This window comes from Actinomadura chokoriensis, assembly GCF_041463665.1.
Taxonomy (GTDB): Bacteria; Actinomycetota; Actinomycetes; order Streptosporangiales; family Streptosporangiaceae; genus Spirillospora; species Spirillospora chokoriensis_A.
Genome location: NZ_JAXCEJ010000001.1, coordinates 240676 through 265858 on the forward strand (window position 1 = coordinate 240676; position 25183 = coordinate 265858).

22 protein-coding genes are annotated in these 25183 nt (G+C 71.4%); 9 read left to right on the top strand and 13 right to left on the bottom strand.

Annotation, left to right across the window (positions count from 1 at the left end; translation table 11 throughout):
- Positions 1-131: 131 nt before the first annotated feature.
- From SM418_RS01175 to SM418_RS01195, 5 genes are all read left to right on the top strand, one after another.
- Positions 132-1289, top strand: coding sequence for an ATP-grasp domain-containing protein (locus SM418_RS01175; RefSeq protein WP_371938775.1), 1158 nt, complete (start codon positions 132-134; stop codon positions 1287-1289).
- Complete coding sequence (locus SM418_RS01180) at positions 1286-2890, top strand: IucA/IucC family protein (protein WP_371938774.1); 1605 nt, start codon at positions 1286-1288, stop codon at positions 2888-2890. The genes SM418_RS01175 and SM418_RS01180 overlap by 4 nt, the downstream gene beginning before the upstream one ends.
- The gene (locus tag SM418_RS01185) at positions 2881-4503 is read left to right on the top strand and encodes an IucA/IucC family protein (RefSeq protein ID WP_371938773.1); all 1623 of its coding nucleotides are present in this window, start codon (positions 2881-2883) and stop codon (positions 4501-4503) included. The genes SM418_RS01180 and SM418_RS01185 overlap by 10 nt, the downstream gene beginning before the upstream one ends.
- Entirely contained in the window at positions 4500-5576 is a 1077-nt protein-coding gene (locus SM418_RS01190) for an alanine racemase (protein WP_371938772.1), read from the top strand. Before SM418_RS01185 ends, SM418_RS01190 begins: the two co-directional genes overlap by 4 nt.
- Before the next feature lie 103 nt (positions 5577-5679).
- Entirely contained in the window at positions 5680-6234 is a 555-nt protein-coding gene (locus SM418_RS01195; protein ID WP_371938771.1) for a dihydrofolate reductase family protein, read from the top strand.
- A gap of 6 nt (positions 6235-6240) precedes the next feature.
- Here SM418_RS01195 and SM418_RS01200 read toward each other — a convergent pair whose 3' ends face one another.
- Positions 6241-6885: a maleylpyruvate isomerase N-terminal domain-containing protein gene (locus tag SM418_RS01200; protein ID WP_371938770.1), complete on the bottom strand. Its 645-nt coding sequence runs from the start codon at positions 6883-6885 to the stop codon at positions 6241-6243.
- Between the two features lie 223 nt (positions 6886-7108).
- Between SM418_RS01200 and SM418_RS01205 the strand changes: the two genes are divergently transcribed.
- The gene (locus tag SM418_RS01205) at positions 7109-8593 is read left to right on the top strand and encodes an AMP-binding protein (RefSeq protein WP_371938769.1); all 1485 of its coding nucleotides are present in this window, start codon (positions 7109-7111) and stop codon (positions 8591-8593) included.
- Positions 8594-8815: 222 nt separating this feature from the next.
- On the opposite strand, the gene SM418_RS01210 is transcribed toward SM418_RS01205, so the two are convergent.
- The 11 genes from SM418_RS01210 to SM418_RS01260 all read right to left on the bottom strand — a co-directional run bounded on the left by SM418_RS01210 (position 8816) and on the right by SM418_RS01260 (position 22068).
- Complete coding sequence (locus SM418_RS01210) at positions 8816-9121, bottom strand: hypothetical protein (RefSeq protein ID WP_371938768.1); 306 nt, start codon at positions 9119-9121, stop codon at positions 8816-8818.
- A 54-nt stretch (positions 9122-9175) separates the two neighbouring features.
- Complete coding sequence (locus tag SM418_RS01215; protein ID WP_371938767.1) at positions 9176-9955, bottom strand: class I SAM-dependent methyltransferase; 780 nt, start codon at positions 9953-9955, stop codon at positions 9176-9178.
- Positions 9956-10071: 116 nt separating this feature from the next.
- Positions 10072-13488: an ATP-dependent helicase gene (locus SM418_RS01220; RefSeq protein WP_371938766.1), complete on the bottom strand. Its 3417-nt coding sequence runs from the start codon at positions 13486-13488 to the stop codon at positions 10072-10074.
- A gap of 31 nt (positions 13489-13519) precedes the next feature.
- On the bottom strand, positions 13520-16693 hold the full coding sequence (locus SM418_RS01225) for an ATP-dependent helicase (RefSeq protein ID WP_371938765.1): 3174 nt from the start codon (positions 16691-16693) through the stop codon (positions 13520-13522).
- A gap of 84 nt (positions 16694-16777) precedes the next feature.
- Positions 16778-17086 (bottom strand): MGMT family protein, encoded by a 309-nt coding sequence (locus SM418_RS01230; RefSeq protein WP_371938764.1) that lies wholly within the window; start codon positions 17084-17086, stop codon positions 16778-16780.
- The gene (locus tag SM418_RS01235; protein WP_371938763.1) at positions 17076-18350 is read right to left on the bottom strand and encodes a S8 family serine peptidase; all 1275 of its coding nucleotides are present in this window, start codon (positions 18348-18350) and stop codon (positions 17076-17078) included. Before SM418_RS01235 ends, SM418_RS01230 begins: the two co-directional genes overlap by 11 nt.
- Positions 18344-19111, bottom strand: a complete 768-nt coding sequence (locus tag SM418_RS01240) for a hypothetical protein (protein WP_371938762.1) — start codon at positions 19109-19111, stop codon at positions 18344-18346. The genes SM418_RS01235 and SM418_RS01240 overlap by 7 nt, the downstream gene beginning before the upstream one ends.
- 25 nt (positions 19112-19136) lie before the next feature.
- Positions 19137-20579, bottom strand: coding sequence for a S8 family serine peptidase (locus tag SM418_RS01245; protein WP_371938761.1), 1443 nt, complete (start codon positions 20577-20579; stop codon positions 19137-19139).
- The gene (locus tag SM418_RS01250; protein WP_371938760.1) at positions 20567-21340 is read right to left on the bottom strand and encodes a hypothetical protein; all 774 of its coding nucleotides are present in this window, start codon (positions 21338-21340) and stop codon (positions 20567-20569) included. The genes SM418_RS01245 and SM418_RS01250 overlap by 13 nt, the downstream gene beginning before the upstream one ends.
- Before the next feature lie 270 nt (positions 21341-21610).
- Complete coding sequence (locus tag SM418_RS01255; protein ID WP_371938759.1) at positions 21611-21805, bottom strand: CsbD family protein; 195 nt, start codon at positions 21803-21805, stop codon at positions 21611-21613.
- Between the two features lie 71 nt (positions 21806-21876).
- A complete protein-coding gene (locus SM418_RS01260) occupies positions 21877-22068 on the bottom strand; it encodes a hypothetical protein (protein ID WP_371938758.1) in 192 nt (63 codons plus the stop codon).
- A gap of 227 nt (positions 22069-22295) precedes the next feature.
- Between SM418_RS01260 and moeZ the strand changes: the two genes are divergently transcribed.
- The gene (gene moeZ / locus SM418_RS01265) at positions 22296-23477 is read left to right on the top strand and encodes an adenylyltransferase/sulfurtransferase MoeZ (protein ID WP_371938757.1); all 1182 of its coding nucleotides are present in this window, start codon (positions 22296-22298) and stop codon (positions 23475-23477) included.
- 59 nt (positions 23478-23536) lie between these two features.
- On the opposite strand, the gene SM418_RS01270 is transcribed toward moeZ, so the two are convergent.
- Positions 23537-23911 (bottom strand): hypothetical protein, encoded by a 375-nt coding sequence (locus tag SM418_RS01270; protein ID WP_371938756.1) that lies wholly within the window; start codon positions 23909-23911, stop codon positions 23537-23539.
- A 117-nt stretch (positions 23912-24028) separates the two neighbouring features.
- Between SM418_RS01270 and SM418_RS01275 the strand changes: the two genes are divergently transcribed.
- Positions 24029-24883, top strand: coding sequence for a helix-turn-helix domain-containing protein (locus SM418_RS01275; RefSeq protein ID WP_371938755.1), 855 nt, complete (start codon positions 24029-24031; stop codon positions 24881-24883).
- Positions 24880-25131, top strand: coding sequence for a DUF397 domain-containing protein (locus SM418_RS01280; protein WP_371938754.1), 252 nt, complete (start codon positions 24880-24882; stop codon positions 25129-25131). Before SM418_RS01275 ends, SM418_RS01280 begins: the two co-directional genes overlap by 4 nt.
- Positions 25132-25183: the final 52 nt, after the last annotated feature.

The window sequence follows — 25183 nt, forward strand, 5'->3', positions numbered from 1 at the left end:
CCAGTAGAGGCTTGTCCCGGGACACGCGGTGCCGCCGTTCTTGCGTGCGCGGTACTACCCCGCCACTATGGTGATCACTAAGAGTTAGGCAAGGCTTACCTCACTCACCAGCCGACCTGGAAAGGCCGCTCGTGGCCGCCTCTGTCCACCTGGTCGCCGGGAAGGCGACCGACTCGGTGACGCACGGATTCCTGCCCGCCGCCGCGCGCCTCGGACTCGACGTGACGCTGCTCACCGACCGCCCCGCCGCCTACCGGGCCGGCGCGCACGCGTTCGGCGGGCCGGTCGTCGAGTGCGACGTCTCCGACTTCCGGGACATCATCGCCCGCGTCGGCGACGAGGAGCCCGCCGCCATCTTCTCCAACAGCGACTTCCTGCAGGCGCCCGCCGCGCTGGCGGCCGCGTATTTCGGCCTTCCTGCCAAGGACTGGAGGGCGGCGACCCGCGCGAAGAACAAGGCCCTCATGCGCCGCCACCTCGCGGCCGTCGACCCGGTCTTCTCGGCTGACGCCCGGCTGGTGCCGGCGGACGCGCCGTATCCGCTCGTCCTGAAGCCGCGTGAGGGCGTCGCCAGTGAGGACGTGTTCCTCGTCCAGAACGCGCCGGATCTGGCCGCCCGGGTCGACGAGATCGCCTCCCGACGCGACGATCCGCTAGTGGCCGAGGAGTACCTGCCGGGTCGCCTCCACACGTTGGAGACGCTCGGCGATGGGCGGCAGTTGCGCGTGCTGGGTTCGTTCCGGACGACCCTCTCGCCGCCACCCTTCTTCGTGGAAGAGCGTCTTGAGTGGACGGAGCCGCCCCCCGAGACGCCACAGGTTCTGCGCCAGTTGGAGGCGTTGGGGATCGGGTTCGGTGCGTGCCACACCGAGTTCGTCGTCCACGAGGGCCGCGCCCGCATCATCGAGGTCAACTACCGGTTGATCGGTGACCACTGTGACTTCCTCTTGGCCGACCTGCTGGGCATTCCGCTCTTCGAGCAGATTTGGAAGGTTCACCTGGGCGAGCCGTTGCCGGGCCTGTCGGTCCCACGTCCGCGGCATGCCGTCGCCGAGCCGGTCATCGCCGACCGCTCGGGGACGCTCACCGAGGCGCCCGGTCCACTACGGATGGACGACGGCCCAGTGCAGCTCTCCTACCGCCCTCAGCGCGCGGTAGGGGACTCGGTCGCGGTCACCCGCACCAACCGCGACTACCTGGGCACGGTGCGCGCCATAGGTCCCGGACCGGACGAGGTCAACGCCGCTCTGGCGCGCTTCCGAGCCGCGCACGACTGGACGATCACGTGACCGGTAACGCCGAAGGCCAACTGGCCGCCCGGGTTCTGGACGCGCTGCTACGCGAGGACTACAGCGGCATCCGGCGCTTCGTCCGGGACGGGGCGTTAGAACTACCTGGCCGTTCTGTGCGTCTCCTGCAAGCGCGTCCGATGTTCCTCTCCGAACTCGTCGTGGACCCCGGGCAGGACCTCAGGCTGAGTGACGTCTTCCGAGCCGTCCACGCGGTGGCCGATCCCCGCGACGGCACGGCGGACTTCGAACGCGAATGCCTGGACGCGCTGGCGACCGTCAAACTCCACGACGACGCGCGCCCGGCCGTCCACCGGCGGCTGGCGCGCATCCCGGACGAGCTGCGGACCGGCCCGGGGACGTTCTACGAGACGCTGGCGGCCTACAACGACCATCCGGTGCATCCGGCAGGGCGGAGCCGCGCGGGGCTGTCCATGGCCGATCTGAGCCGCTACGCGCCCGAGTTCGCGCCGGCGTTCCCGCTGCGGTGGGCTTCGGTCCGGAACCCGGTCCTCGCCGGACGGCTGCCGGAGTGGTGGCCCGCCCCGTCCGACGCGGGCGCGGAATCGGGTTCGGACGCGGGTCCCGCCGGGGCGCTGTTCCCGGTCCATCCGCTGGCGGTGCGGCAGGTGCGCGAGCAGCCCGGCGCGACGCTGGCCCCGGCCCCCTTCCTGCGGGCCGCGCCGACGCTTTCCATGCGCACGGTGGCGGTGCTGGGCGGCAACGCGCCCCTCGTCCACCTGAAGATGCCCCTGCCCACCAGCACGCTCGGCCTCCGGAACCGGCGCACCATCATGCCCGGCACCCTCCCGGACGGCGCGCTGGTCGAACGCATATTGCGGCAGGTGCTTCTGCGGGAACCGGCGCTTCCCGTCCTTCTCGCCGATGAGCAGACCTACGGCCACGCCAACGACCCGCTCCTGGCGTACCTGGTACGGCGTTTCCCGCCGGAAACGGCGCGCGCGCACATCGTCCCGGTGGCGGCACTGCTCGCCGAAGCCCCAGATCAGGGCTACGTCATCGAACGCTGGGACGTCGAAGACCTCTTCGGCACCTACCTGTCGGCGCTGTTCGCGTGGAACGTCACGCTGTTCCGTTACGGCATCGCGCTAGAGGCGCATCAGCAGAACGTCGCCCTCGTCCTGGACGACACGTCACCGCCCCGTCTCCTCATCAAGGACAACGACGGCGCCCTGATCGCCCCGTCCCGGCTCAGGGAACGTCTCGCCCCGTCCCCAGGCATGGACCCGCGCGACCTCGTCGACCACCGGATGACGACCGAGGACCCGGACGCGCTCGCCCGGGTGTTCGTCACCATCACGCTGCACCTGTGCGCCGCAGCGGTCGCCGTCGGTCTGGCCGAACGCGGCCTCCTCCCCTGGCGCACCGGGCTCACGATGATCCGCGAGCGGCTCGACGGCGCTCTCGGCCCGGACGACGGGTTCCTGCGCTCCCGCACGCTCGACGCCGGCTCGCTGCCGGGCAAGGCCATGGTCACCGCCGGAACCCTCGTCGACAAGGCCAGGACCGGCGCGGCCGACATCAACAAGCACTACGGCCCGGCAGGGCCCAACTACCTACGGGACGCGACGTGCCGCTGACCGAACTCACCGAACTCACCGGACCGGCCGTCACGGCGGGCGACGCCACCGCGACCGCGCTGCTCAACTGCCTGATCCGGGAGGTCTGCGCACCCGAGCAGCAGGTATGGCCGGACGGCGCCCACCTCGTCGCCCGGCTGCCCCGCGCGGGCGTCGTGCTGCGCACGGGCCTCAGCCGTCCCCCGGTCGGCCCCACCTACCGCCTGGCGCCGCCCTACGAGGAGCGGCGCGAGGACGGGTGGATCCCCGCCTCCTGGGACAGGCTGGCGAACCTGGTCGCGGGCGAGCTCGAACTGGCGACCGGCCGCCCCAATCCCGAGTTCCTCACCCAGGTGGACGACAGCCACACGGCCCTGTCCGCCATCATCACCGCCAGAACCGACCCTTCGGACGACGACCGGTACATCGCCTCTGAACAGGCTCTTGTCGCGGGACACCGTTTCCACCCGTCCCCGAAGTCTCGCCAAGGGGCGACTGGCGACTGGCTTCCGTACGCGCCCGAGACGAGGGCTCGTTTCCGCCCGCACTGGCTGGCCGTGCCAGACGATGTCATCGCCGAAGAAGGGGAATCGGACGCGTTCGCAGCCTTGTCATCCTATGGGCCTCCCGTTCCGCCTGGCCGGAAACTGCTCCCCGTCCACCCGTGGCAGTTCGCCCTACTGGCGGACAACCCCGTCCTACAGAAGGCCCTGGCGCAGGGCCTCTTGCGCGATCTCGGCCCGTCCGAGATCGAGGCGGTACCCACATCCTCCGTCCGGACGGCGTACCTGCCAGACGTGGACGTGTTCTGCAAGTTCAGCCTGGACGTGCGCATCACCAACTGCGTGCGGAAGAACGCCTGGTACGAACTGACCGGGGCGATAGCCCTCAACGAGCTACTGCCACCCATCTTCGAGAAGCTGAACTCGACCCTCCTCGCGGAGCCCGCCTACCGCAGCATCACACTCCCCGACCGCCGCCTCCATGAGGGTCTCGGGGTGATCCTGCGCCAGGGCGTCAAATCCCTCCCCGGCACACCGCTCCTAGCGGGCGCTCTGACCGACCCTTACAACACGTTCCTCGCCGACCTACCCGCCCTATCGACTCCGGAGAGCGCCCGAGCATGGTGGGACGCCTACGCGACTCAGGTGGTGCCACCCGTCCTAGGCGCCTACCTTGACCACGGCATCGTCCTGGAACCTCACCTGCAGAACGTCCTCATCTGCGCCGACTCGACGGGCATGCCCATTCACGCCGCGTTCCGTGACCTGGAGGGCACCAAACTGACCGCCGGCCGCTGGGACCTGACGCACCTCCCATCCCGCGTTGCCGACAGCCTCACCTACGCGCCCGACCGAGGCTGGAACCGGGTCGTCTATTGCCTCCTGGTCAACCACCTCACCGAGATCGCCGCCGCAGTGGCCGACCTGCATCCGCATCTGGAACGAACGCTGTGGCAGGACGCCAGAAAACACTTCGCCGTCCACGACCATCACCCTCAAGTCCGGGCTCTTCTGGCCGGAGTCCCATTGCCCGCCAAGGCGAACCTCCGCACCCGCTGGTCCCGCATGGCCGACAGAGGCGCCACCTACGTCCCGGCGCCGAACCCGCTCGCCGAACCCCGACCGCTATGAACGAACTCGCCCTGAACCTCGACACCTACCCGGCCTACATCTACGACCTGCCGGGCTTGGCCGACCACGTCAAGTCCATCCGCACGGCGCTGGGCACCACGGAACTCTTCTACGCCGCCAAGGCCAACCCGGACGCCGAGATACTCCGCACCCTGGCACCCCACGTGGACGGCATCGAGGTGTCCTCGGGCGGCGAGTTGGCTCACGTCCGAGGGACCCTGCCCGGAAAACGCCTGGCCTTCGGCGGCCCAGGCAAGACCCCCGAAGAAAAACGCCTGGCCCTGACCGTGGACCGAATCCACGTAGAAAGCCCTCACGAACTAAAAAGCCTGGCCGCTCTAGGCCCCGCCGACATCCTCCTCCGGGCGAACCTCCCCCTGGACACCCCGAACGCCGCCCTGGCCATGAGCGGGCCCTTCGGCATGGACGAGGACGCCCTCAACGAATGCGTCCGCCTCCTAGCCGGCAACACCCACCTCACACTTCGCGGCATCCACGCCCATCTCGCCTCCGGCCTGGACGCCCGCACCATGCTCGACCTGGCCCACCAGATAGCCGACTGGGCGCTCCCTTGGCTGAAAACCCACGGGGTGCACGACCCGGAACTGAACGTGGGCGGCGGCATGGCCGTCGACTACACGTCCCCGGAAGCCCTCTTCGACTGGCACACCTACGGCACGGGCCTGGCCTCGATCCCCGCCAGGCTCCGCATCGAGCCCGGCCGCGCCATAAGCGCCTACCACGGCTGGTACGTCACCGACGTCCTCGACGTGAAGACCACCCGAGGCGAGACCTACGTCATCCTGCGGGGCGGCACCCACCACCTCAGAACCCCAGTGACAAAAGGCCACAACCAGCCCTTCAAGGCCCTCACCGCGACCGGCCCGGAAAGCCCGGCCACCCTGGTGGGCCAACTCTGCACCCCGAAGGACGTCTTCGCCCGCAACGTCCCCGTCCCACCTCTGGCCCCCGGCGACATAATCGCCTTCACCATGGCCGGCGCCTACGCCTGGAACATCTCCCACCACGACTTCCTCATGCACCCCAAACCGACCTTCCACTACCTACGCTGACCCGCCGCTCCCCGACGCCACACGATCGAACCGATGAGTCCGCGCGCTCCCCAAGGTCCAAAGAGGACGGACCCATGTCGTAGAGAGCCGACCAGGAGGACCCATGCGTGAACTGAGAGTCGACGTGTTCAGCACGGTCGACGGATTCGGCGGCGGCGGACCGCGTCCGGCCGCCTACTGGGGCCACGACGGGCCGGGACTGTTCGAATGGATCGACGCGCAACTCGCCGAGGAGCACGTCACGCTCATGGGCGCGACGACGTACCGGCAGATGGCGGAGGTCGTCGCGAGCGGCGACGACCCGTCCTTCCCCCGCATGGCCGAGCTTCCCAAGATCGTCTTCTCCAAGACCCTCAAGCCACCGCTGACGTGGGCGAACACCACGATCATCGATGAGCCGATCGAGACGGCCGTCCCCGCGCTGAAGGCCATGGCGGACGGCCTGCCCATGCGCACCATCGGCAGCGCCTCGCTGGTGCGCAGCCTGTTCCAGCACGGTCTCGTCGACCGGGTCCGGGTGATGGTCTTCCCGATGATCCACGGCGCGGAGGGAGAGGGCCCGGTCTTCGCCGGGTTCCCCGTCACCGACCTGACCCTGACCAGCACCACCGTGCTCGACGACCGCCTCGTACTCCTGGACTACCAGGTCAGCGACTGACCCCGGTCAGTTCGGCGCCTGTGGGGCGGCGTGCCAGCGCCAGGAGGTTTTGCGGGGATGGCCGGGGAGGTCCTTGCGACCGGTCGCCCATAGGAGTGTTGGCCAGGGAGCGGTGTCGTGCGGCGCGTCGGGGAACAGGCGTCGGAGTGCTCGGGCGCACAGGTCGGCGGGTGGGTCCCACGAGAGGCCCAATCCATCCGCCAGGTCATGGGTGTGGACGAGTGTCTCCACGATGCCCATGGCGGCGTAGCCCTCGGCGTCTGCCGTGCCGAAGACGTGGTGGGCGCGGACGTCCGGCGGAACGGTGCGCACCATGGCGAGCAGTAGCCCGCCGCACGCGTCGAGCACTTGCAGGAGCCCTTCTGGGCCGGCCTCACGGTTCGCATGGATGACGTTCGCCGGGCCGGACGGCCGTCGGCTTTGCCACACGAACGGTATGTCGCCGTCCGCCGGTGGGGTCTTCGGGCTGAGCTGGGCTGCGTAAGCGAAGAGGTCGTCACTCAGGTGCTCGACGGTTTCCCAGCAGGTCCATTCAAGGGATCCGGCTTTGGCGTCCCAGGCATCTGGCGGTGCCGTCCTGAGGACGGAAATGGCGAGCTGAACCGCCAGCTCCAGATCGTCTGCGGTCACGGCACCAGTGGAGGTCGACATGCCTCGACGCTAGCCCAGGCGAGTGCCCTGAAGACCGTGCGGGCGAAGGTGGTCGATACTCGAAGGAAAGGCGGGTATGGGCGTGCTCGTCGGATCAGGGGTCAACGAAGGAGAGACGGTGCTGAAGCGGGTGCGTCGTGCTGCACGGCTGGGGGTACGGGCGACCCAGGCCGTCCGGGATGTGGGGGTCATCCAGCCGATACGCCCGGATCGAGCGGTTCGGTTGCTGTTCCCGTATGTCCGGTTCGGGCCCGTCCCGGCGACGGTCGGGGCCATGTCGGCGCTGCGGTTCCCCGGACGCACCGCGCTGATCGACGAGCGCGGGACGCTCTCGTATGCGGAACTGGAGCAGCGCGCGGCGGCCCTGGCAACCGCCCTCAGGGGTCGGATCGCGGACGGACGGGTCGGCGTGCTGTGCCGTAACCATCGAGGATTCGTCGAGGCGGTTCTCGCGGCGTCCCGCCTGGGGAATGACGTCGTCCTGCTCAATACCGACTTCTCGGCCACGCAGCTCGGCCAGGTCGCGGAGCGCGAGGGAATCGAGTTGCTCGTCCATGACGAGGAGTTCACAGAGACCGTCGACGAGTCCGGTTTCGCCGGGGAACGTGTGCTCGCCTGGGCCGAGGGAGGCTCGAACACGATCGACGCGCTCGTCAGCGCCACCGACCCCGAACCCATCAGGCCCGCCCGGTCCAGCAATGTGATCGTGATGACGTCCGGCACCACCGGCACGCCGAAGGGCGCTCGGCACGACATGTCGCTCTCGGCGCTGTTGCCGGCCGCGCTCACCCATGTGATGCGCGTTCCCGTCCGGTCCGGGGCGCCGATCGTGATCGCGCCACCGCTGTTCCACATACTCGGCTTCGCCTACACGGCGGTCGGTCTCGGCATGGGCATGCCCCTTGTCCTCTCCCGCCGGTTCGACGCGCGGGAGACCCTGCGACGCATCGCGGAATGCGAGGCGGAGGCGCTGGTCGCGGTGCCGATGATGCTCCAGCGCGTCCTGGGCGTGGAGGATGCGCCGAAGACGCCGACCTTGCGCGTGGTCGTGTCCGGTGGCTCGGTGCTCCACCCTCACCTGTCGGACGCGTTCATGGACGTGTTCGGCGACGTCCTCGTCAACGTGTACGGGGCGACGGAGACGGGGTGGGCCACGATCGCAACACCGGACGACCTGCGCGAGGCGCCCGGCACTGCCGGCAGGCCGTCGCTCCGGCTGACCGTCGAGATCCTCGACGCGGACGGGCGGGAGGTTCCGCACGGTGCGACCGGGGAGATCTACACCGGTGGCGGCCTGCGGTTCGCCGGCTACACCGGCGGCGAGGGCAAGCGGGTCCTGGACGGCCTGACGAGCACCGGCGACCTCGGCCATCTCGACGAGGCGGGGCGGCTGTTCATCGACGGCCGCGCCGACGACATGATCGTGTCCGGTGGGGAGAACGTGTTCCCGGGCGAGGTCGAGAACCTGCTCGGCGGTCATCCGGACGTCGCCGAGGTCTCGGTGACCGGCGTGGACGACGAGAAGTTCGGCCAGCGGCTCGCCGCGTACGTCGTGCGGACGCCGGGTTCGGCGGTCACCGAGGACGATCTGCGGGCCTACGTGAAGAAGCACCTGGCCAGGTACAAGGTGCCGCGCGACGTCCAGTTCGTCGAGGAACTTCCCCGCACCAGCACCGGCAAGGTCAAGGCGAGGGCGCTGTCAGGCTGAGGGCGGCGTCCGGGCCCAAGGCCGCACGGTCCCGGACGCGCCCGGTCATCACGTCACCGGGACGCGCCCCGTCAGCACGTCCCCGGCCAACACATCTCCGGCCCACACATCTCCGGCCCACGCACCGTCGGGACGTCCCTGGTCAACACATCCCCACGCAACACACCTCGGGCCAACACGTCCCCTGTCGGCCGCGCCGCGCGCCCCTGGCCGCGAACCCCGTCAGGCCGCGCCCCGGTTCTTGGCCGCCATGCAGATGCGGGCCAGGTCGTTGAGGGCGTCGGCGCGCCGCTCGTCCAGGGAGCGGCGGTCGCCCGGCGCGGCCTCGGCGAGGGTGTCGATGACGAGGGAGAACACCGGCCATTCGGCGGGGCCGATGGCGCCCTGGAAGTCGACGCCGTCCTCAAGGTCGTCAAGGTCGAGGTGGCGGGCGAAGGCGGCGAGGGCGGCCTCGGCCGCGACGACGCCGATGCGCATCGCCAGCGCCGCGGGCTCGCGATCGAGGGACCGCACGGTGTTGGAACCCATGTTCGACAACCTAGAACATATGAGCGACCGGCGTCGAACGTTTGGTCGAAAACGTTACCCGGCGATCGCCTGCTGGAACAGGTACGAGTGCGTGAAGTGCAGGACGCCGTCGACCTCGCTCGGACGCATGCCGGTCGCGGGCCCGCCCGCCAGCTCGTCCTCCAGTTCCCGCCTTATCTGCGCGGCGGCGTCGTCCGGGGTCTGCGAGAACTCCAGCCACGGGTCGAGCGGGCGGACGTAGTCGAAGCGGTCGGCGCGCTTGCACTCCGCGCCCGCCGCCGTGAGGAGCTCGGCGATCCGCGACTCGGTGAGCGCGGTGCCGTGGGACGGGTCGCGCAGGCGCTCGATGCGGTCCGGGTCGCCTTCCAGGCCGTCCGGACGGATCAGGTCGGCGATGATCAGCGCCGCGCCGGGCCGGCTGACCCGGACCATCTCCTTCAGCACGGCCTCCGGGTCGGCGACCTGGTGCAGCGAGAAACGGGTGGCGACCAGGGTGAACGAACGGTCGACGTACGGCAGCGCGGTGGCGTCGCCGCGCGTGAAGGTGATGTTCATGAGGCCGGCGTGGTCGGCGTCGCGCTTGCCTTCGGCGAGCATCGCGGGCGTGAGGTCCAGGGCGGTCACATGCCGGACGCGGTGCGCGATCGCGCGGGACACCAAGCCGGTTCCGGCCGCGACCTCCAGAACGACGTCCTCAAGGTCGAGTTCCGGGTCCATGAAGTGGACGAGCCGGTCCAGATGGCGGGTGAACGCGACGTTCAGTTTCGGGTCGGCGAAGCCCGCCGCCTGCTTGGAGAACTCCCGTACGACCTTCTCGTCGTGGGTAACCGTCACGTCGCCTCCCTCGGATGGTTGCCCGGATCATCCCCGAAAGCACGCACGGTGACCAGAGGTGAGTGAGACTCATCACGCTGTTTTGGGACAAATCACACCACAGGGCGCATCGAGGATCACGCGGCGGGGACGCCGTCGAGCAGCGCCGCGAGCCCGACCGCGTCCAGGAGGTCCGCGGGCCGGACGGTGACGTTGGCGCTGACGTAGTGGAACGCCGCGCTGACCTCCGCGACGTCCACCCCGGCCAGTTCCGCCCAGGCCAGCCGGTACGCGGCGAGCTGCACCGACACGAACCGGGCCTCGTCTCCGGAGGGAGGTGACCCCGTCTTCCAGTCGACGACCTCGTAGCCGCCGCCCGGCGACCGGAAGACGGCGTCCATCCGGCCCCGGACCAGCCGGTCGCCGATGATGGTCTCGAACGGCACCTCGATGTCGAGCGGTTCGCGCGCCGCCCACTCCGACTCCTCGAACCGCGACCGGAGCCGCTCGAGATGCGAGTCGTCGACGGCGCCCTCGTCCGCGGCGCCGGGCAGTTCGTCCGGGTCGAGGAGGCGCTGCTGCCCCCAGCGGCTCTCCAGCCAGGCGTGGAACGCGGTGCCGCGCCGCGCGTAGGGGGCGGGCGGGCGCGGCATGGGACGGCGGATCTGCCGGGCCAGCGCCGCCGGGTCGCGCGCCAGCGACACCAGCGACGACACCGACAGGTGCGCGGGCAGTTCGACGAGCAGCCCGTCGCCGCCGCGCCCCCGGTCGCGTTCGGCGAGCAGGAGTTCGACGTCGCGCGCCCACGCGGTCATGCGGCCGCGGTCGGCGTCGGACAACCCGGTGTCGCCGGCCCAGTGCCGCGTCCGCCCGGCCATCTCGCCCTCGACCATGCGGGCCGCCTCGACGACCGCCTCGTACCGTTCACGGCCGGTGATGTCGGACTGGCCGCGTTCGCCGGGCGCGGCGGGCCACTGCGCCTCCTCGGGGTCGGCGAGCAGCGGGTTGGCGGCGCCCTCCTCCGGGGGGTCGGTCCAGGCGGCGACCGATCCGGCCCCCGCCACGCAGACCGCGCGCACCTCCTCCAGGAACGGCGACGGCCCGAGCGGGCGTCCCGACGCCCCCCACCAGTAGCCGGTGGTGATGAGCAGGCTGGACGCGCGGGTGACCGCGACGTACGCGAGCCGCCGCTCCTCGCGCAGGTCGCGTTCGGAGCACGCCTGGTCGAAGGCGGCGAGGTCGTCCTTCTCCAGGCCGGTCAGCGAGGGCAGGTCGGCGCGGTCGCCGCGCAGCATGAACGGCAGGACGCGCGGGTTGGCCGTCCAGCGGGTGGCGTTCTGCGGGGGGGACGGGAAGATCGACCCCTTGGCGGGGCCGCCGTTCTTCTGCGGGACGTACGACAGGCCCGGCACGACGACCACGGGCCACTCCAGGCCCTTGGACGCGTGGACGGTGAGGAGCTTGACGCTGTCGGTCTCCCCGACGCGTCCGGCCTCCAGCCCGAACTCCTCGGTCTCGGCGGCCTTGAGGTAGGCGAGGAAGGCGCCGAGCGTCGGGTCTTCGGCGTCGCCCGCGAACGTGGCGGCGGCGTCGATGAAGGCGTCGAGGTCGGCGCGGGCGGTGACGGGGTCGAGCCCGGACCGCGCGGCGACCTCGATGTCGAGGCCGAGCGCCCGCTCGACCTCGTTGACGAGGTCGGGCAGCGGCAGCCCGACCTGGCCGCGCAGGCCGCGCAGTTCGTCGCGGAGGCGCCGCAGCCGCCGGTACCCCTCCGGCGAGTACCCCTCCGGCGAGCCGAGGTCGTCGAGCGCGTCGACCAGGCTCCCGGTCTCCCGGTTCAGCTCGCCGACCAGCTGCCGGAGCGGGTCGTCGGCGGCGTCCGGCTGATGCCCGTCCGGCGCGGGCTCCGCCCCCACCGGTTCGGCCCCCACCGGTTCGGCCCCCACCGGTTCGGGCGTCGCCGGTCCGGGCGCCGGCTCCGGTGGGGTGACGTCCCGCGCGGACTCCTGCGCCAGGGTGCGGGCCCGCCGCCCGAGCACGACGAGGTCGCGGGGGCCGAGGCGCCAGCGCGGGCCGGTGAGCAGCCGGGCGAGGGACGCTCCGGCGGTCGGATCGTGCATGACCCGCAGCGTCGCGACGACGTCCTGCACCTCGGGGACGGTGAGGAGCCCGCCGAGCCCGACCACCTCGACCGGGATGCCGCGCGCCTCCAGCGCACGCCTGATCAGCGGGAACTGCGACCGTTTCCGGGCGAGGACGGCGACGTCGGAGTACCGGAGCGGCTCGGTCTGCGGGCCGCCGTCGGGCGACGTCAGCGGGTCGGCCGCCATGAGGCCGGCGATGCGCCCGGCGATGCGGTCGGCTTCGTCCTCGACGGTGTGGAACAGGGCGCACTCGACACGTCCGCGCCCTTCACGGCCCGCGCCCGGGATGAGGCGCGGCACGGCCTTCGTCTCGGCGCGCAGCTCCTCCTGCACCCGGGCCGCCGCCTCAAGGATCTTCTCCCCGTTACGGAACGACCGGCTCAGCTGGACGACGGGCGCCGGCACGGGCCGCCCGCCGGAGGCCGCGGGCCGCAGCGGGAAGTCGTGGGCGAAGCGCAGCAGGTTCCCGGCGCTCGCGCCCCGCCACCCGTAGATCGACTGGCAGGGGTCGCCCACCGCCGTCACCGGGTGCCCGCCCGCGAACAGCGAGCGCAGCAGGACGAGCTGCGCCTGGCTGGTGTCCTGGTACTCGTCCAGCAGGACGACGGAGAACCGGGACCGCTCGATCATCCCGACCTCGGGGTGCTTGTAGGCGATCCGTGCGGCGAGCGCCATCTGGTCGCCGTGGTCGATGACCTCCCGGTCGGCCTTGGCCCGCCCGTAGGCGTCGATCAGCGGCATGAGCTGCTCGCGGACGGCGTGCTTGGCGAGGATGTCGCGCTGCGCCTTGAGCGGCTTCCTGACGACGGCCAGCCGCTCGTCCAGCCAGGCGCCGACCTTGCGGACGTCCTCGGCAGTGCGCAGATGCTCCGCCAGGTCGCCGGACAGTTCCATGACGGCCTTGGTGACGGTGTCGGGCTGCCAGTCGATGCGGTCCATGGGCCCGTTGTAGGCGTCGACCACCCGCGAGCAGATCTGCCAGGCGACGGCGGGCGAGATCAGCCGCATGGTGGGTTCGAGTGCCTCGCGCAGGGCGTGGTCGCCGAAGAGCCGCGCCGCGTACGAGTGGTACGTCGACACCATCGGCTCGCCGTCGAACAGGGCTTCGCCGCCCAGCCGGTCGAGCTCGTCCCCCGGCAGGACCTCGCGGAGCTTGTCGAGCCGTTTGCGCACGCGCACGCCAAGCTCGGCGGCGGCCTTGCGGGTGAACGTCAGCCCGAGGACGCGTTCCGGCCGGACGAAGCCGTTCGCGACCAGCCACACCACCCGCGCGGCCATCGTCTCGCTCTTCCCGGACCCGGCGCCCGCGATCACCGCCATCGGCGCCATGGGCGCCTCGATCACCCGGGCCTGCTCCTCCGTCGGCTCCGGGATCTCCAGCAGCCGGGCCAGCTCTCCCGGCGTGATCACCCCACTCCCCCCGAGCTAGTCGATCAGCTTCTCATTCTCCGACCTGGCCGCCCTCGTCATGGACGGGGCAGCAGGAGCGTACGGGACAGGTGCGACACTTGTCGTTCGCCCGCGCCTGGAAGACGTCGCTCGCCATGCCGGTCGCGACGATCTCGACGAGCTTCTTCGGCCACTCGGGGTCGGCGTCCTCGGCGGGCGGCGGCTGCTCCTGCTCGCGCGCCTTCGCGGCGAACGCGGCCTTGCCGACCTGGATGAGCTTGGCGCCGCCGGGCTCGATCAGCCCGTGCCGCTCGAACGCGCCGAGCATCACCGCGTACTGGTAGACGCCGAGCTGCGGGTGCCGCGCCAGCTCGTCCTTCGGGACGGCGGTGGAGGACGTCTTGATGTCGATGATGACGGCGCGGCCCTGCTCGTCGCGTTCGGCGCGGTCGATGCGGCCCTTGATGACGACGCGGCCGAGGTCGACCTTGAACGACTCCTCCAGCGCGACGACCTCGTTGGGGTTGTCGCGGTGCCAGCCGAGGAACTTGTCGACCATCCTGGCGGCCTGGTCGCGCTGCTTCTCCGAGTACCAGGAGCTGCGGAACTCCAGGTCGTTCCAGATCTCGTCGAGCCGTTCGGCGACGTGGACCTCGTCGATCCCGTCGTCGTCGCCCGCCATCTCGGCGACCGCGTGGATGACCTTGCCCATCGTGCTGTACTCGTTGGGGCCGCCCTCCTGCGCGCCGACGGCCGAGGCGAGCAGCCAGCGCAGCCCGCAGGTGGTGAACGCCTCGACCTGGGACGGGGAGATGGTGATCTGCTCGTCGTCGGCGAACGCGGGCCCGGGGTCGGACAGCGCGGTGATGGCGTACCAGTTCTCCGGTTTCGCGCCCCGCACGCCCGCGCGCGCGAGGCGTGCCAGGTGCCCGGCGGCGGCGCGCCTCAGCGGTTCGGGACGGGACGGGTCCGCGACCACCGAACGCAGGTCCGCGACCAGGGCGGACAGCGACAGCCATCGTGTCTTCTCGTCCAGTTGCGATTGCTCGATGGCGCCCGGAAGGAGCTCGTTCAGGAACCGTGACGGCCGTTCTTCGGTGTCGTCGCCTCCGACGGCAGTCACGACAAGACGCTTGCGCGCGCGCGTCACCGCCACATAGAAGAGCCGTCGTTCTTCGTCGAGCATCTTGGCGGCCATGGAGGCGCCGGCCGCGGCGTCGCCTTCTGGCTCGGCCCCGGCGGCGTGTTCGACGAGTTCCTCGACGCCCAGGAGCGAACCGCGCAGGCGGACATCGGGCCAGACGCCCTCCTGGACGCCGGCGACCACCACCACGTCCCATTCCAGCCCCTTGGAGCGGTGTGCGGTGAGGATGCGGACCGCCTCGCCCTCCGGCGCCTGCTCGGCCAGCGTGTCACCGGCGATCTCCTGCGAGGCGATGTTGTCGACGAACAGCTCCGGCCCCGCCTGGGGAAGCCGGTCGACGAACCGTGCCGCATGGTCGAACAGGGCCACGACGGCGTCGAGGTCGCGGTCGGCCGCCGCGCCCCGCGTCCCGCCCTTGACGCTCTGCTCCAGCAGGACGTCGGCCTGCCCGCTCTCCTGCCACACGGCCCACAGCACGTCCTCCGCGGTACCGCCGTCGTGGACGGACCGCCGCGCCACCTCGATCAGATGCGCGATCCGTTCGGCAGGCGCCCGCACCCGCTCATGGACGAGTATCAGCTCACGAGGGTCGTTGACCGCCGCGATCAGAAGCTCCCCTAGCGGACGGTCCCCGCCCGACAACTCCTCCAGGTCGCGCAGCGCCCGCTTGAGCCGCCGCATGGCCAGTGCATCGGCGCCGCCCAGCGGCCCCGTCAGAAGGTCTTCCGCAACGACCTCGTCAAGGAAACCCTTCTTCAACGCGGCCCTGAGCAGAACCAGGAAGGGCCGGACGGCAGGCTCCGCGACCAGCGGAACCTCATCACCCGCGACGACCACCGGCACACCGGCTTGGGCGAGCGCACGCCGAAGCACCGGAACCTGGCGTATGGCGCTGCGCACCAGGACGGCCATACGCGACCAGGGCACGCCGTCCAGCAGATGGGCACGACGCAACTCGTCGGCCACCAACGCCGACTCCTGGCTCTCGGAGTCGGCGATGACGGCTCGCACTTCGCCGTCGTCCAGTTCCTCTACCGGGTGCAGTGCGCGATGCTCGGCGGCACCGGCCGACCCTGCGGGCAACCGGCGGGCGATACGACGGGAGGCTGCCAGGATCTCCGGCCCCATACGGCGGCACGTCCGCAGCGCCACCACGGGCGCGGGTTCGCCGTCCAGCGTGAGGAAGCGGTTGGGGAACTCCTGGATCCCCCTTACATCAGCGCCACGGAACCCATAGATCGACTGATCCGGATCACCCACCACGACGAGGTCGCGTCCTTCCCCGGCGAGGTGGTGCAGGAGAGCCTCTTGCGCGGGGTCGGTGTCCTGGTACTCGTCCACGAACACCCCGTCGTAGGCGTCCCGCTCCCTGATCCGCACTTCCTCCTCCGCGAGCATGCCCGCGGCCATGTGGATGAGCTCGCCGTAGTCGTAGGTGGGGACCGGATCGAGCAGGAAGCGGTCGACGTACCTGTCCATGAACCCGCCGATGGCTGACCAGTCGTCGCGCCCGCGCATGCGTCCCAACGCGACCAGGTCTTCCGCGGCGTACTGACGCTCAACGGCCCGCAAGGTGAAGTCACGCAGTTCTTCGGCGAACCCACGCGTCGCCAAGGCGGCCCTCAAGCGCTCCGGCCAGTCCCGTGCCCCGTCCGCCAGCTCCCCTTCCAGCAACCGGCGCACTTCCAGAAGCTGCTCTGGCCCGGACAACAGCCGCGGCGCGGGCTCTTCGTTCAGCACGGCGTCGCGCCTGAGCAGCGCATAGGCGTAGCTGTGGAAGGTGAGGGCGAGCGGCGTGCGCGTCGTCCGGTGCAGGCGGCCGGTGATCCGCTCCCGCAGCTCCCCCGCCGCCTTCCGGCTGAACGTCAGGACGAGGACGCGCTCGGGATCCACGCCCCGGTTCTCGATGCGGTCGACGACCGCCTCGACGATCGTCGTCGTCTTCCCGGTGCCCGGCCCCGCCAGCACCAGCATCGGCCCGCCGGCGTGCTCGACGACCCGCCGCTGCTGCTCGTCGAGCACGGGCGGGACGGTCCGCGCGGGACCGGCGCGGCGCACGAGACGGTAGGAACCAGAGGGCACAACAGTTCATTGGAACAGATCACCGGGACGGATCTGACCACAACGCACGCATGTCGCCAAGGAGAAAGACCACAGCCCGCCGGCTCAGGACGGTCCCGGCCAGCGGGCCCGTCCCATGTCGACGCGGCGGCCGTCCGGGCGCAGCGGGGTGCCCTCGGCGCGGTAGTGCTCGTGGGCGCGTCCCTCGTGGCAGCGCGGCGGGCTGCCGTCCGCGCGGATCACCCGCCACCACGGGACGGCGCCCCCGTACAGGGACATGACCCGCCCGACCTGCCGCGGCCCGCCCCGTCCGACCAGCTCCGCCACGTCGCCGTAGGACAGGACGCGGCCCGGCGGGATGCGCTCCACCGCGTCCAGCACCGCCTCGGCGTACTCGTCAGGCTCAGACCACATCCGACGATTCTCCCGGATCGCGCGGGGCGCCGCGCAGGCACACGGCCGCGCCCGTCAGGCCGGCCAGTGCCAGCGCGCAGACCAGCACGTAGGCGAAGACCAGCCCGCCCGAACGGTGCACCACCGGGACCGGGCGGACGGGCCCGTCCGCGAACCGGCGGTCGGCCGGCAGGCCCGCGCCGCTCATCCGGGCGCCCGCGAGGCCGTCGGACGCGGTCAGCGCGGCGGCGGCGTCGACCAGCCCGAAGCCGACCGCGCGGTCGTAGCCGCTCGCCGGACGGTTCCGGGTGCTGGCCACGATCGCCTGCGTGACCAGCGCCGGCGCGAGGCCCGGGTGCCGCGACCTGATGAGCGCGGCGATGCCGGAGACGAACGCGGTCGCGGGGCTCGTCCCGTCGCCGATCCAGTAGCCGCCGTCCGGGCCGGCGCCGATGACCTGCACGCCGGGCGCGGACACGACGACGCCGGAGTTGCGGTTGGAGAACCCGGCGTGCCCGCCCTGCGCGTCCACGGCGGCGACGGAGATCACACCGGGGAAGGACGCCGGATAGGAGTACCTGGTGTGGCCGCCGCGCTTGGCCGTCCGGTCGGCTCCCCCGTTGCCCGCCGCGGCGACCACGACCACGTTGCGGCGGATCGCGTACGCGACGGCCTCCCGCTCGCGCGGCGTCGGGTACGAGCGGCCCAGCGACAGGTTGATCACGTCGGCGCCGTGGTCGACCGCGTACCGGATGCCCTCCGCGATCGTCCCCGCGAAGCGCTCGGCGCCGGTGAACTCGGCGAATCCCGGTTCGTCACGTTCCAGGATCACGCGCAGGGACAGCAGCCGCGCCTCGGGCGCGACGCCGATCATCCCCAGCGCGTTGCCGGGGCCGTGCCCGTGCCCGGCGATGATGGACGCCATGTTGGTGCCGTGCAGTCGCTTCGGCCGCGCCCCCGGCGGCCCGGCGCCGTTCGTCAGGTCGGGACCCGCGGTGACCGATCCGGCGAGGTCGGCCTGGCCGGCGTCCACCCCCGAGTCGAGGACGGCGACGGTCACGCCGCCGCCCTTCGCCATCGTCCAGGCGCGCGGGACGTTCAGCGACTCCAGGACGGGCGTGACCGCGTCGCGCACCTGATCGGCCTCGGCGGGGGCGGGGGCCATGACGAGTGCCACGGCGGCGAGCACGGCGGCGGGCCGTTCCAGCACCGCCCGCTTCAGCACCGCCCGTTCCAGCACCGCCCGCTTCAGCACCGCCCGTTCCAGCACCGCCCGTCTCAGCACTGCCACTCCTGGTCGCCGCACCGGACCTTCGCGGGCTCGGCCAGCGGCCGGAGCACGCCGCTCACGAGTTGCGGCGCGAGTTCGGCCAGGTCGGCCTGCGCGCCGCGCAGCGCGGGACGCCCGTCGGCGTACCCGGCCGTCGCGGCGACCACGTACGGGCCGCGCTGGGCGGCGGCGGACGTCTGCCGGGCCGCGTCGTCGAACCGGGCGGCCACCGAGCCCGCCAACGGCAGCGCCCGCAGGCCGGGACGGGGAGCGCCGGCCGGGAACCACTCGACGGCCCCGCGCGCGGACCGCTCGTCCGGGAACACCGCCACGCCGACCGTCACCACGAGCCCCTGTGCCTGGTCGAGGTAGGTGGCGCGCAGGACGGCGCGGCAGCCGCGGGACGTGAGGGACCGGGCGAGCGGGTCGTCGGCGGCGGTCTCGCAGCGGACGTCGGTGCCGATCCCGACGCGTCCGGCCGACTCCGGGGACGACTGGCCGAGCGTGTACGGGATCTCGGTGGGGAAGATCCGCCCGGCGGGCCAGGTGCGGTAGCGGCCCGCCGTCTCCGCCGCCGCGGCGGCGGAGACCTCGGTGGGCGTCGGGCCGCGGGTCAGCTCCGCCGACAGCCGCACGCCGGCGACGACGAGCACCGTCGCGCACGCGGAGCCCGCGACCAGCGCGGCCGTCCGGCGCGACACCCGCCATCCGTCGCGCGGCTCGCCGGAGGCGGGTTCCGGCTCGGTGCCCGGGGCGGAGATCTCGGCGCGCGACACGCAGCGGAGCGTAGCCGAAGCCGGGTCAGGACGGGGGCGCGAAGGACGGTCCGCCCGGGGCTCCCTGCCGCCCCGGCGGCGTCGGCCGTCCTTGCGGTCCCGGTGGTCCCTGCTGCCCCTGCGGTGGCCCTTGCGGCCCCTGCGGGCCTGTTCGTCCAGGCGCGACGTAGGGCGGGCGCGGCGGCGGGTGCGGCGGTTCGCCCGGCGGGCCGGGGGGCGGGCCGTCCGCCGGCTTGGGGTAGCGCCGCCGGAGCGTGAGGAAGATCGCACCGGCGCCGGCCGTCCCGCCGAGGCCGAGCACCAGGATCGCGACGACCATCCAGGTGACCCAGGCGGGGCGGTCGATGACCTTCACCGGCCCCGGATCGTCCGCGCCGAACCGCTGCCCGGCGGGCTTGCCCTTCGCGGGCCCCGAACGCGCCGGCGCGATCGAGTCCGCAGCCGACAAGGCGCGGGCCGCGTGCACCACGCCGAACCCGATCTCCGGGTCGTAGTCGCCCTTCGGCCCGCTCCGGGCGCTCTGGACCAGTGCCTGCGACACCAGCGCGGGCGCCATGTCGGGGTGCTTCGCGCGGATCAGCGCGGCGATCCCGGAGACGACCGCGCTGGCGTCGCTGGTGCCGTCGCTGATGAAGTACCGGCCGCCGGGGCCCGCGACGGGCAGGCCGACGCCCGGCGCGGACAGCACCACCGAGTAGTTGCGGTTGGAGAACGGCGCGCGGGTGTGGTCGGGCATGGTGGCCGCGACCGCGATGACGCCGGGGTAGGACGCCGGGTAGGAGTACGGGGCGAACCCGTCCCCGTCCAGCAGGCGGTCCTTGTCGCCGTCGTTGCCGACCGCCGACACCACCACGACGCCTTTGCCGATGGCGTAGCCGACGGCCTCGCGCTCGTCCGGCGCCTCCTCTTCGCGGCCGAGCGAGAGGTTGATGACGTCGGCGCCGTGGTCGGCGGCCCAGCGGATGCCGCGCGCCACCGAGCTCTTGGCCGCCTCCGACCGCTGGTAGCGGATGTAGCCGGCGTCCTCCGGCTCGCTGATCGCCCGGACGGCGAGGATGCGCGCCTGCGGGGCCACCCCGACGATCCCGGAGCGGCCGCCCGCGCCGTGGCCGTGCCCGGCGATCAGCGACGCCATCCCGGTGCCGTGCAGCCGCGCGGGCCTCGCCCCCCGGTCAGTCGAGGCGATCATGTTGGGCCCGGTGACGACCTTGCCGCGCAGGTCCGCCTGGTTCGGGTCGACGCCCGAGTCGACGACGGCGACGTTCACCCCGGCGCCCTTGGTGACCTTCCAGGCGGCCTCCATGCCGAGAAGTTTCAGGATGGGCCGCTGCCGGTCGCGGACAAGGTCGGCGTGCGCCGGGACGGGCACGAGCCAGCTCCCGGCCAGCGCTCCCGCCAGCAGGACGGCGCCCGTCCGCGCCCGCGCCGCCGCCCCGCCGGCGGACGACGTCCGGGTCAGCACTGCCACTCCGGGTCCTCGCAGTCGGGCAGTGCCTTGGCGGAGAGCGACCGCGCGATCGCGTGGCCGATCTGCGGCGCCACCGTGAACAGGTCGCCCGGCCGCTCCTTCTTGATCGCGGACGCGGGACGGCCATCGGACTGGCCCGCCGTCGTCAGCACGACGTACGGCCCGCCGCGGTCGATCGTCCGCGCCTGCCGGGCCTCGTCGGTGAACTTGGCGGACGCCGTCCCCGGGAAACCTGCGGCGTGCAGTGCGGGCCGCGCCGTGCCCTCCCCGTCGTTCGGGCCGAGGGAGCCCGGCAGTTCCTTGTAGGCGCGGTCGGCCTTCCACGGGTCGGGGAACGCGACGACACCGATGGTGACGACGACGCCCTGCAACTGGTCGACGTAGGTGGCGCGCAGGACGGCCCGGCACCCGTACTTGGCGAGCGTCGCCACGAGCTCCTCGTCGACGGCCTGGGCGCAGCCGCTGTCGGGGACGATGCCCGTCCGGGACGCGTACTCGCTGTGGTCGCCGACCGGCTGGTACGTGACCCGCTCGGGGAAGATGCGGCTCGCGGGCCACGCCTGCCAGCGGCGCGCGACCTCGTTGTTCGCCGCGACCTGGAGCTCGGCGCTCGTGGGCTCGCGGTGGAACGTGGCCCAGCCGCCGACCATGGCGATGCCGGTGGTGACGAGGTAGCAGCAGCCGACGACGAGGGCCACCGTCATCCACTGGCGCCCGGTCAGCCCCAGCACCGTCAGCGGGTTGCGCGGCGGCCGGCCCATCGGCGGGGGCTGCGGGGGCCCGGCGTAGGGCGGCCGCGAGGGGCTCGTGTAAGGCGGGGGGCCTGCGTAAGGGGGCTGCTGCGGGCTCGCATGAGAAGGGCCCGGCGGGTTCGCGTGCGGTGGCCGCGGCGGCGGGCTCGCATGGGGAGGCCGCGGCGGGGGCGGCTGCTGGGAGGGGGGCAGGAATGCCACAACAGTCAAGATTAACTGTGCTTCACGACATTCCGCCCTGCCAACCGGGTAAGGCGCCCCTCCTCCCAGCCGCGACGGTCAGGACCTGAAGGTCCGGCGGGCCTCCCTGGCGGCGTCCTTGGCCTGCTCGCCGACCTGCTTGGCGCCGCCGGAGGCGCGGTCCTTGCGACCCTCGGCCTCCAGGTAGGGGTCGCCGGACTGCCGCCCGGCCTCCTCCTTGCCCCGCCCCTTCGCCTTCTGCACCTTGTTCTTCAGCTTGTCGAGGAAGCTCATGGCTCCTCCTTCTGTATGCGAGTCCTTTTTGCAACTCGTTGGGGTCCGCTCCATGCCCGCTGAGTCACGGGCTATGCGGTGCTCCGGATGTCACGGCGGATGCGGTCCGCCTCCTCGTGGATGCGGGCCTCGGTCTCCAGGAGCCTGGCTTCGGCCTCTCGGGTCTCCCTGCGCGCCCGCCGCTCCCGGAGGCTCGGCCTCCGCCGCGACTCGGCGGCACCGCCGCCCGCACGGTTCTGCGAGAAACGCTTGAAGAACGCCATCACCCGTCACCTCTCATCACCCGCGAGTCGGTTCCGTCGACCGGCTCCGCGTCCGACCAGTGCCCGTTTCGCCATGATTCATTCCGCAACGCCCGCCGACGTGGGCGTCTCGTGGCCGGGCGGGCGGCTACGGGGAATGCCGCGGGACATGGCAAGGTTGTGTCGGGGTGAGGACAGCGACGTCCTGCCCTCACTCACAGCCGAGCGTCAGCACAGGAGCACCCACCGTGTCGTTGCCACCTCTGGTCGAGCCCGCAGCGGAGCTCACCCGCGACGAGGTCAACCGCTACTCGCGGCACCTGATCATCCCCGACGTGGGCATGTCCGGGCAGAAGCGCCTCAAGAACGCCAAGGTCCTGGTCGTGGGCGCCGGCGGGCTCGGCTCCCCCGCCCTGCTCTACCTCGCCGCCGCCGGAGTGGGCACCCTCGGCGTCATCGACTTCGACGTCGTGGACGAGTCCAACCTGCAGCGGCAGATCATCCACCGGCAGTCGTCCCTCGGCATGCCGAAGGTCGAGTCGGCGGCCGAGACGGTCCGCGAGATCAACCCGCTGATCGACGTGGTCGTGCACAACACCGCGCTCGACCGCGACAACATCATGGAGATCTTCTCCGGGTACGACCTGATCCTGGACGGCACCGACAACTTCGCCACCCGCTACATGGTGAACGACGCGGCCGTCCTGCTGGGCAAGCCGTACGTGTGGGGTTCGATCTACCGGTTCGACGGCCAGGCGTCGGTGTTCTGGGCCGAGCACGGCCCCTGCTACCGCTGCCTCTACCCCGAGCCGCCGCCGCCCGGCATGGTCCCCTCCTGCGCCGAGGGGGGCGTCCTCGGCGTCCTGTGCGCTTCCATCGGGTCCATCCAGGTCAACGAGGCGATCAAGCTCCTGACCGGCATCGGCGAGCCGCTCGTCGGCCGGCTGATGATCTACGACGCCCTCGAGATGACCTACCGCTCGGTCAAGGTCCGCAAGGACCCCGAGTGCCCGCTGTGCGGCAAGAACCCGACGCAGACCGAGCTGCTGGAGGACTACGAGGCGTTCTGCGGCGCGGTGTCCGAGGAGGCCACCGAGGCCGCCAAGGACTCCACGATCACCGTCCTCGACCTCAAGGGCATGCAGGACCGGAACGAGGACATCTTCCTCGTGGACGTCCGCGAGCCCAACGAGTACGAGATCGTCTCGATCCCGGGCGCGACGCTGATCCCGAAGGGCGAGTTCCTGAACGGGTCCGCGCTGGAGCGCCTCCCGCAGGACAAGAAGATCGTCCTGCACTGCAAGTCGGGCGTGCGCTCCGCCGAGGCCCTCGCCGTCGTGAAGAACGCCGGCTTCGCCGACGCCGTCCACGTCGGCGGCGGCGTCCTGGCCTGGGTCAACCAGATCGACCCCAGCCAGCCGTCCTACTGACGCGCCTCCCCGAAGGCCCCCGGACCCGCCACGGGTCCGGGGGCTTCGCACGCCCGGCCTCACTTAGACGACGACAGCCAGACCAGCTCCGAGAACGTCCGCCTCGACGCGCTCCCCGGAGTGAGCCACCACCCGAACCCGCGCCCCCGCAGCGGCACGGTCACAGCCGACCCGTCCGGCAAGGCGATCCCGTACGCGACGAGCTCCTCCTCGCCCCTCTCGTCCTCTCCGAAGTCATTCCGCACCAGCGCGAACAGCCTGGGCGCCACACCCCCGCCGAGCTTCACGGCCCACTCCGCCACCTCGGCGTGGTAGACAGGCACCTGTTCGGACCCGTGGACGTCATCCATCCGGATACTCCCTTTCCGAGCGCCCTGGCCGGGACGGACGTTGCCGCCAAGCGAGATCCGTCCCGGCCTTTCCTTGATCACCAAGCACAGACCGTGACACATGGTCTACAGTTTGCATACTCGCACCCGGTCCGTAGTTGAACAAGTTGTTCACCAAGATTCTTGCGAGAGCGTGTCGCAGGGCGAGGAACGGAGTCTGACGTGGCCGAACGGCAACGCGCGACATTGCGCTCCCAGTGGCTCGGACAGCAACTGCGCGAACTGCGCGATGAGAGCGGCTTGATGATCAAAGAGGTCGCCGAGTATCTCCAGCGAGACCCGGGGACGGTGAGCCGGTTCGAGTCGGGCTTCTACCCGATCCGTCGCCCGGACCTTCTGGCCTTGCTGGACCTGTACGGCATCTCCGACCGGCAGCAACGCGAATCGCTGATGACGCTCAGCCAGGACGTCTGGCAAAAGGGCTGGTGGGACGGCTACGCCACCGACGTCGCGGGGGCGCTGATCGACTACGCCTGGCTGGAATCCCGAGCCGCCCACATACGCTCGTTCGCCGCCATCGTGATCCCTGGCCTACTCCAAACACCCCAGTACGCCGAGACGGTGATCCGGATCAACGACACCGATGCCACGCCTGAGCAGATCAAGCGCTGGCACGAAATGCGCATGAACCGTCAGCAAGTGCTGAAGGGCGACGGCCCACCTCATCTGACGGCTGTGCTGGACGAGGCGGTGCTGCGCCACCAGATCGGTGACGCGCAGGTCATGGCGGAGCAACTCAGCCACCTCGCTCGCTGTTGCGCCATGCCCGCAGTGGACATCCGAGTGCTCCCGTTCAACGCGGGCACGCCAGCGGGCACCTACGGAACATTCGAGATCTTCGAGTTGCCCGAGCCGTTCCCGACTGTGGCGTACACCGAAACGATGGCAGGTGCCATCTACGTTGAATCGCCCAAGACCGAACGGTTTACACGAACGTACGCTGGACACGAGTCCTTGGCCCTTGGACCGGCCGAGTCACTCAACCTGATCTCGGCACTAGCAGAGGAATGGCGATGAGCGGGTCACAAACGCCGGCAGAACTCTCCCCTCAAGAACGCGCCGAACTCGCATGGCACATCAGCACCTTCAGTCCCAACAACGGCGGCAACTGTGTCGAGGCCGGGCCGCTGAGGGACGGGACGGACCGAGTCGCCGTCCGCCACAGCCGGCGTCCCGACGCCGAAGTGATCGTCTACACCCGGGCCGAATGGGAGGCCTTCCTCGCCGGCGTCCGCAATGGGGAATTCAACTTCTTCGCTGAGTAGGGCACCAGGCGTCCTCCGCCATCCTCTCCCTCTGCCGAGCGGCCCGCCTGAG

Coding starts and splice junctions, on each gene's coding strand:
- SM418_RS01190 (WP_371938772.1), top strand. CDS start 4,500: ATGAACGAACTCGCCCTGAACCTCGACACCTACCCGGCCTACATCTAC.
- SM418_RS01195 (WP_371938771.1), top strand. CDS start 5,680: ATGCGTGAACTGAGAGTCGACGTGTTCAGCACGGTCGACGGATTCGGC.
- SM418_RS01200 (WP_371938770.1), bottom strand. CDS start 6,885: ATGTCGACCTCCACTGGTGCCGTGACCGCAGACGATCTGGAGCTGGCG.
- SM418_RS01210 (WP_371938768.1), bottom strand. CDS start 9,121: ATGGGTTCCAACACCGTGCGGTCCCTCGATCGCGAGCCCGCGGCGCTG.
- SM418_RS01230 (WP_371938764.1), bottom strand. CDS start 17,086: ATGTGGTCTGAGCCTGACGAGTACGCCGAGGCGGTGCTGGACGCGGTG.
- SM418_RS01250 (WP_371938760.1), bottom strand. CDS start 21,340: ATGGGCCGGCCGCCGCGCAACCCGCTGACGGTGCTGGGGCTGACCGGG.
- SM418_RS01255 (WP_371938759.1), bottom strand. CDS start 21,805: ATGAGCTTCCTCGACAAGCTGAAGAACAAGGTGCAGAAGGCGAAGGGG.
- SM418_RS01260 (WP_371938758.1), bottom strand. CDS start 22,068: ATGGCGTTCTTCAAGCGTTTCTCGCAGAACCGTGCGGGCGGCGGTGCC.
- SM418_RS01280 (WP_371938754.1), top strand. CDS start 24,880: ATGAGCGGGTCACAAACGCCGGCAGAACTCTCCCCTCAAGAACGCGCC.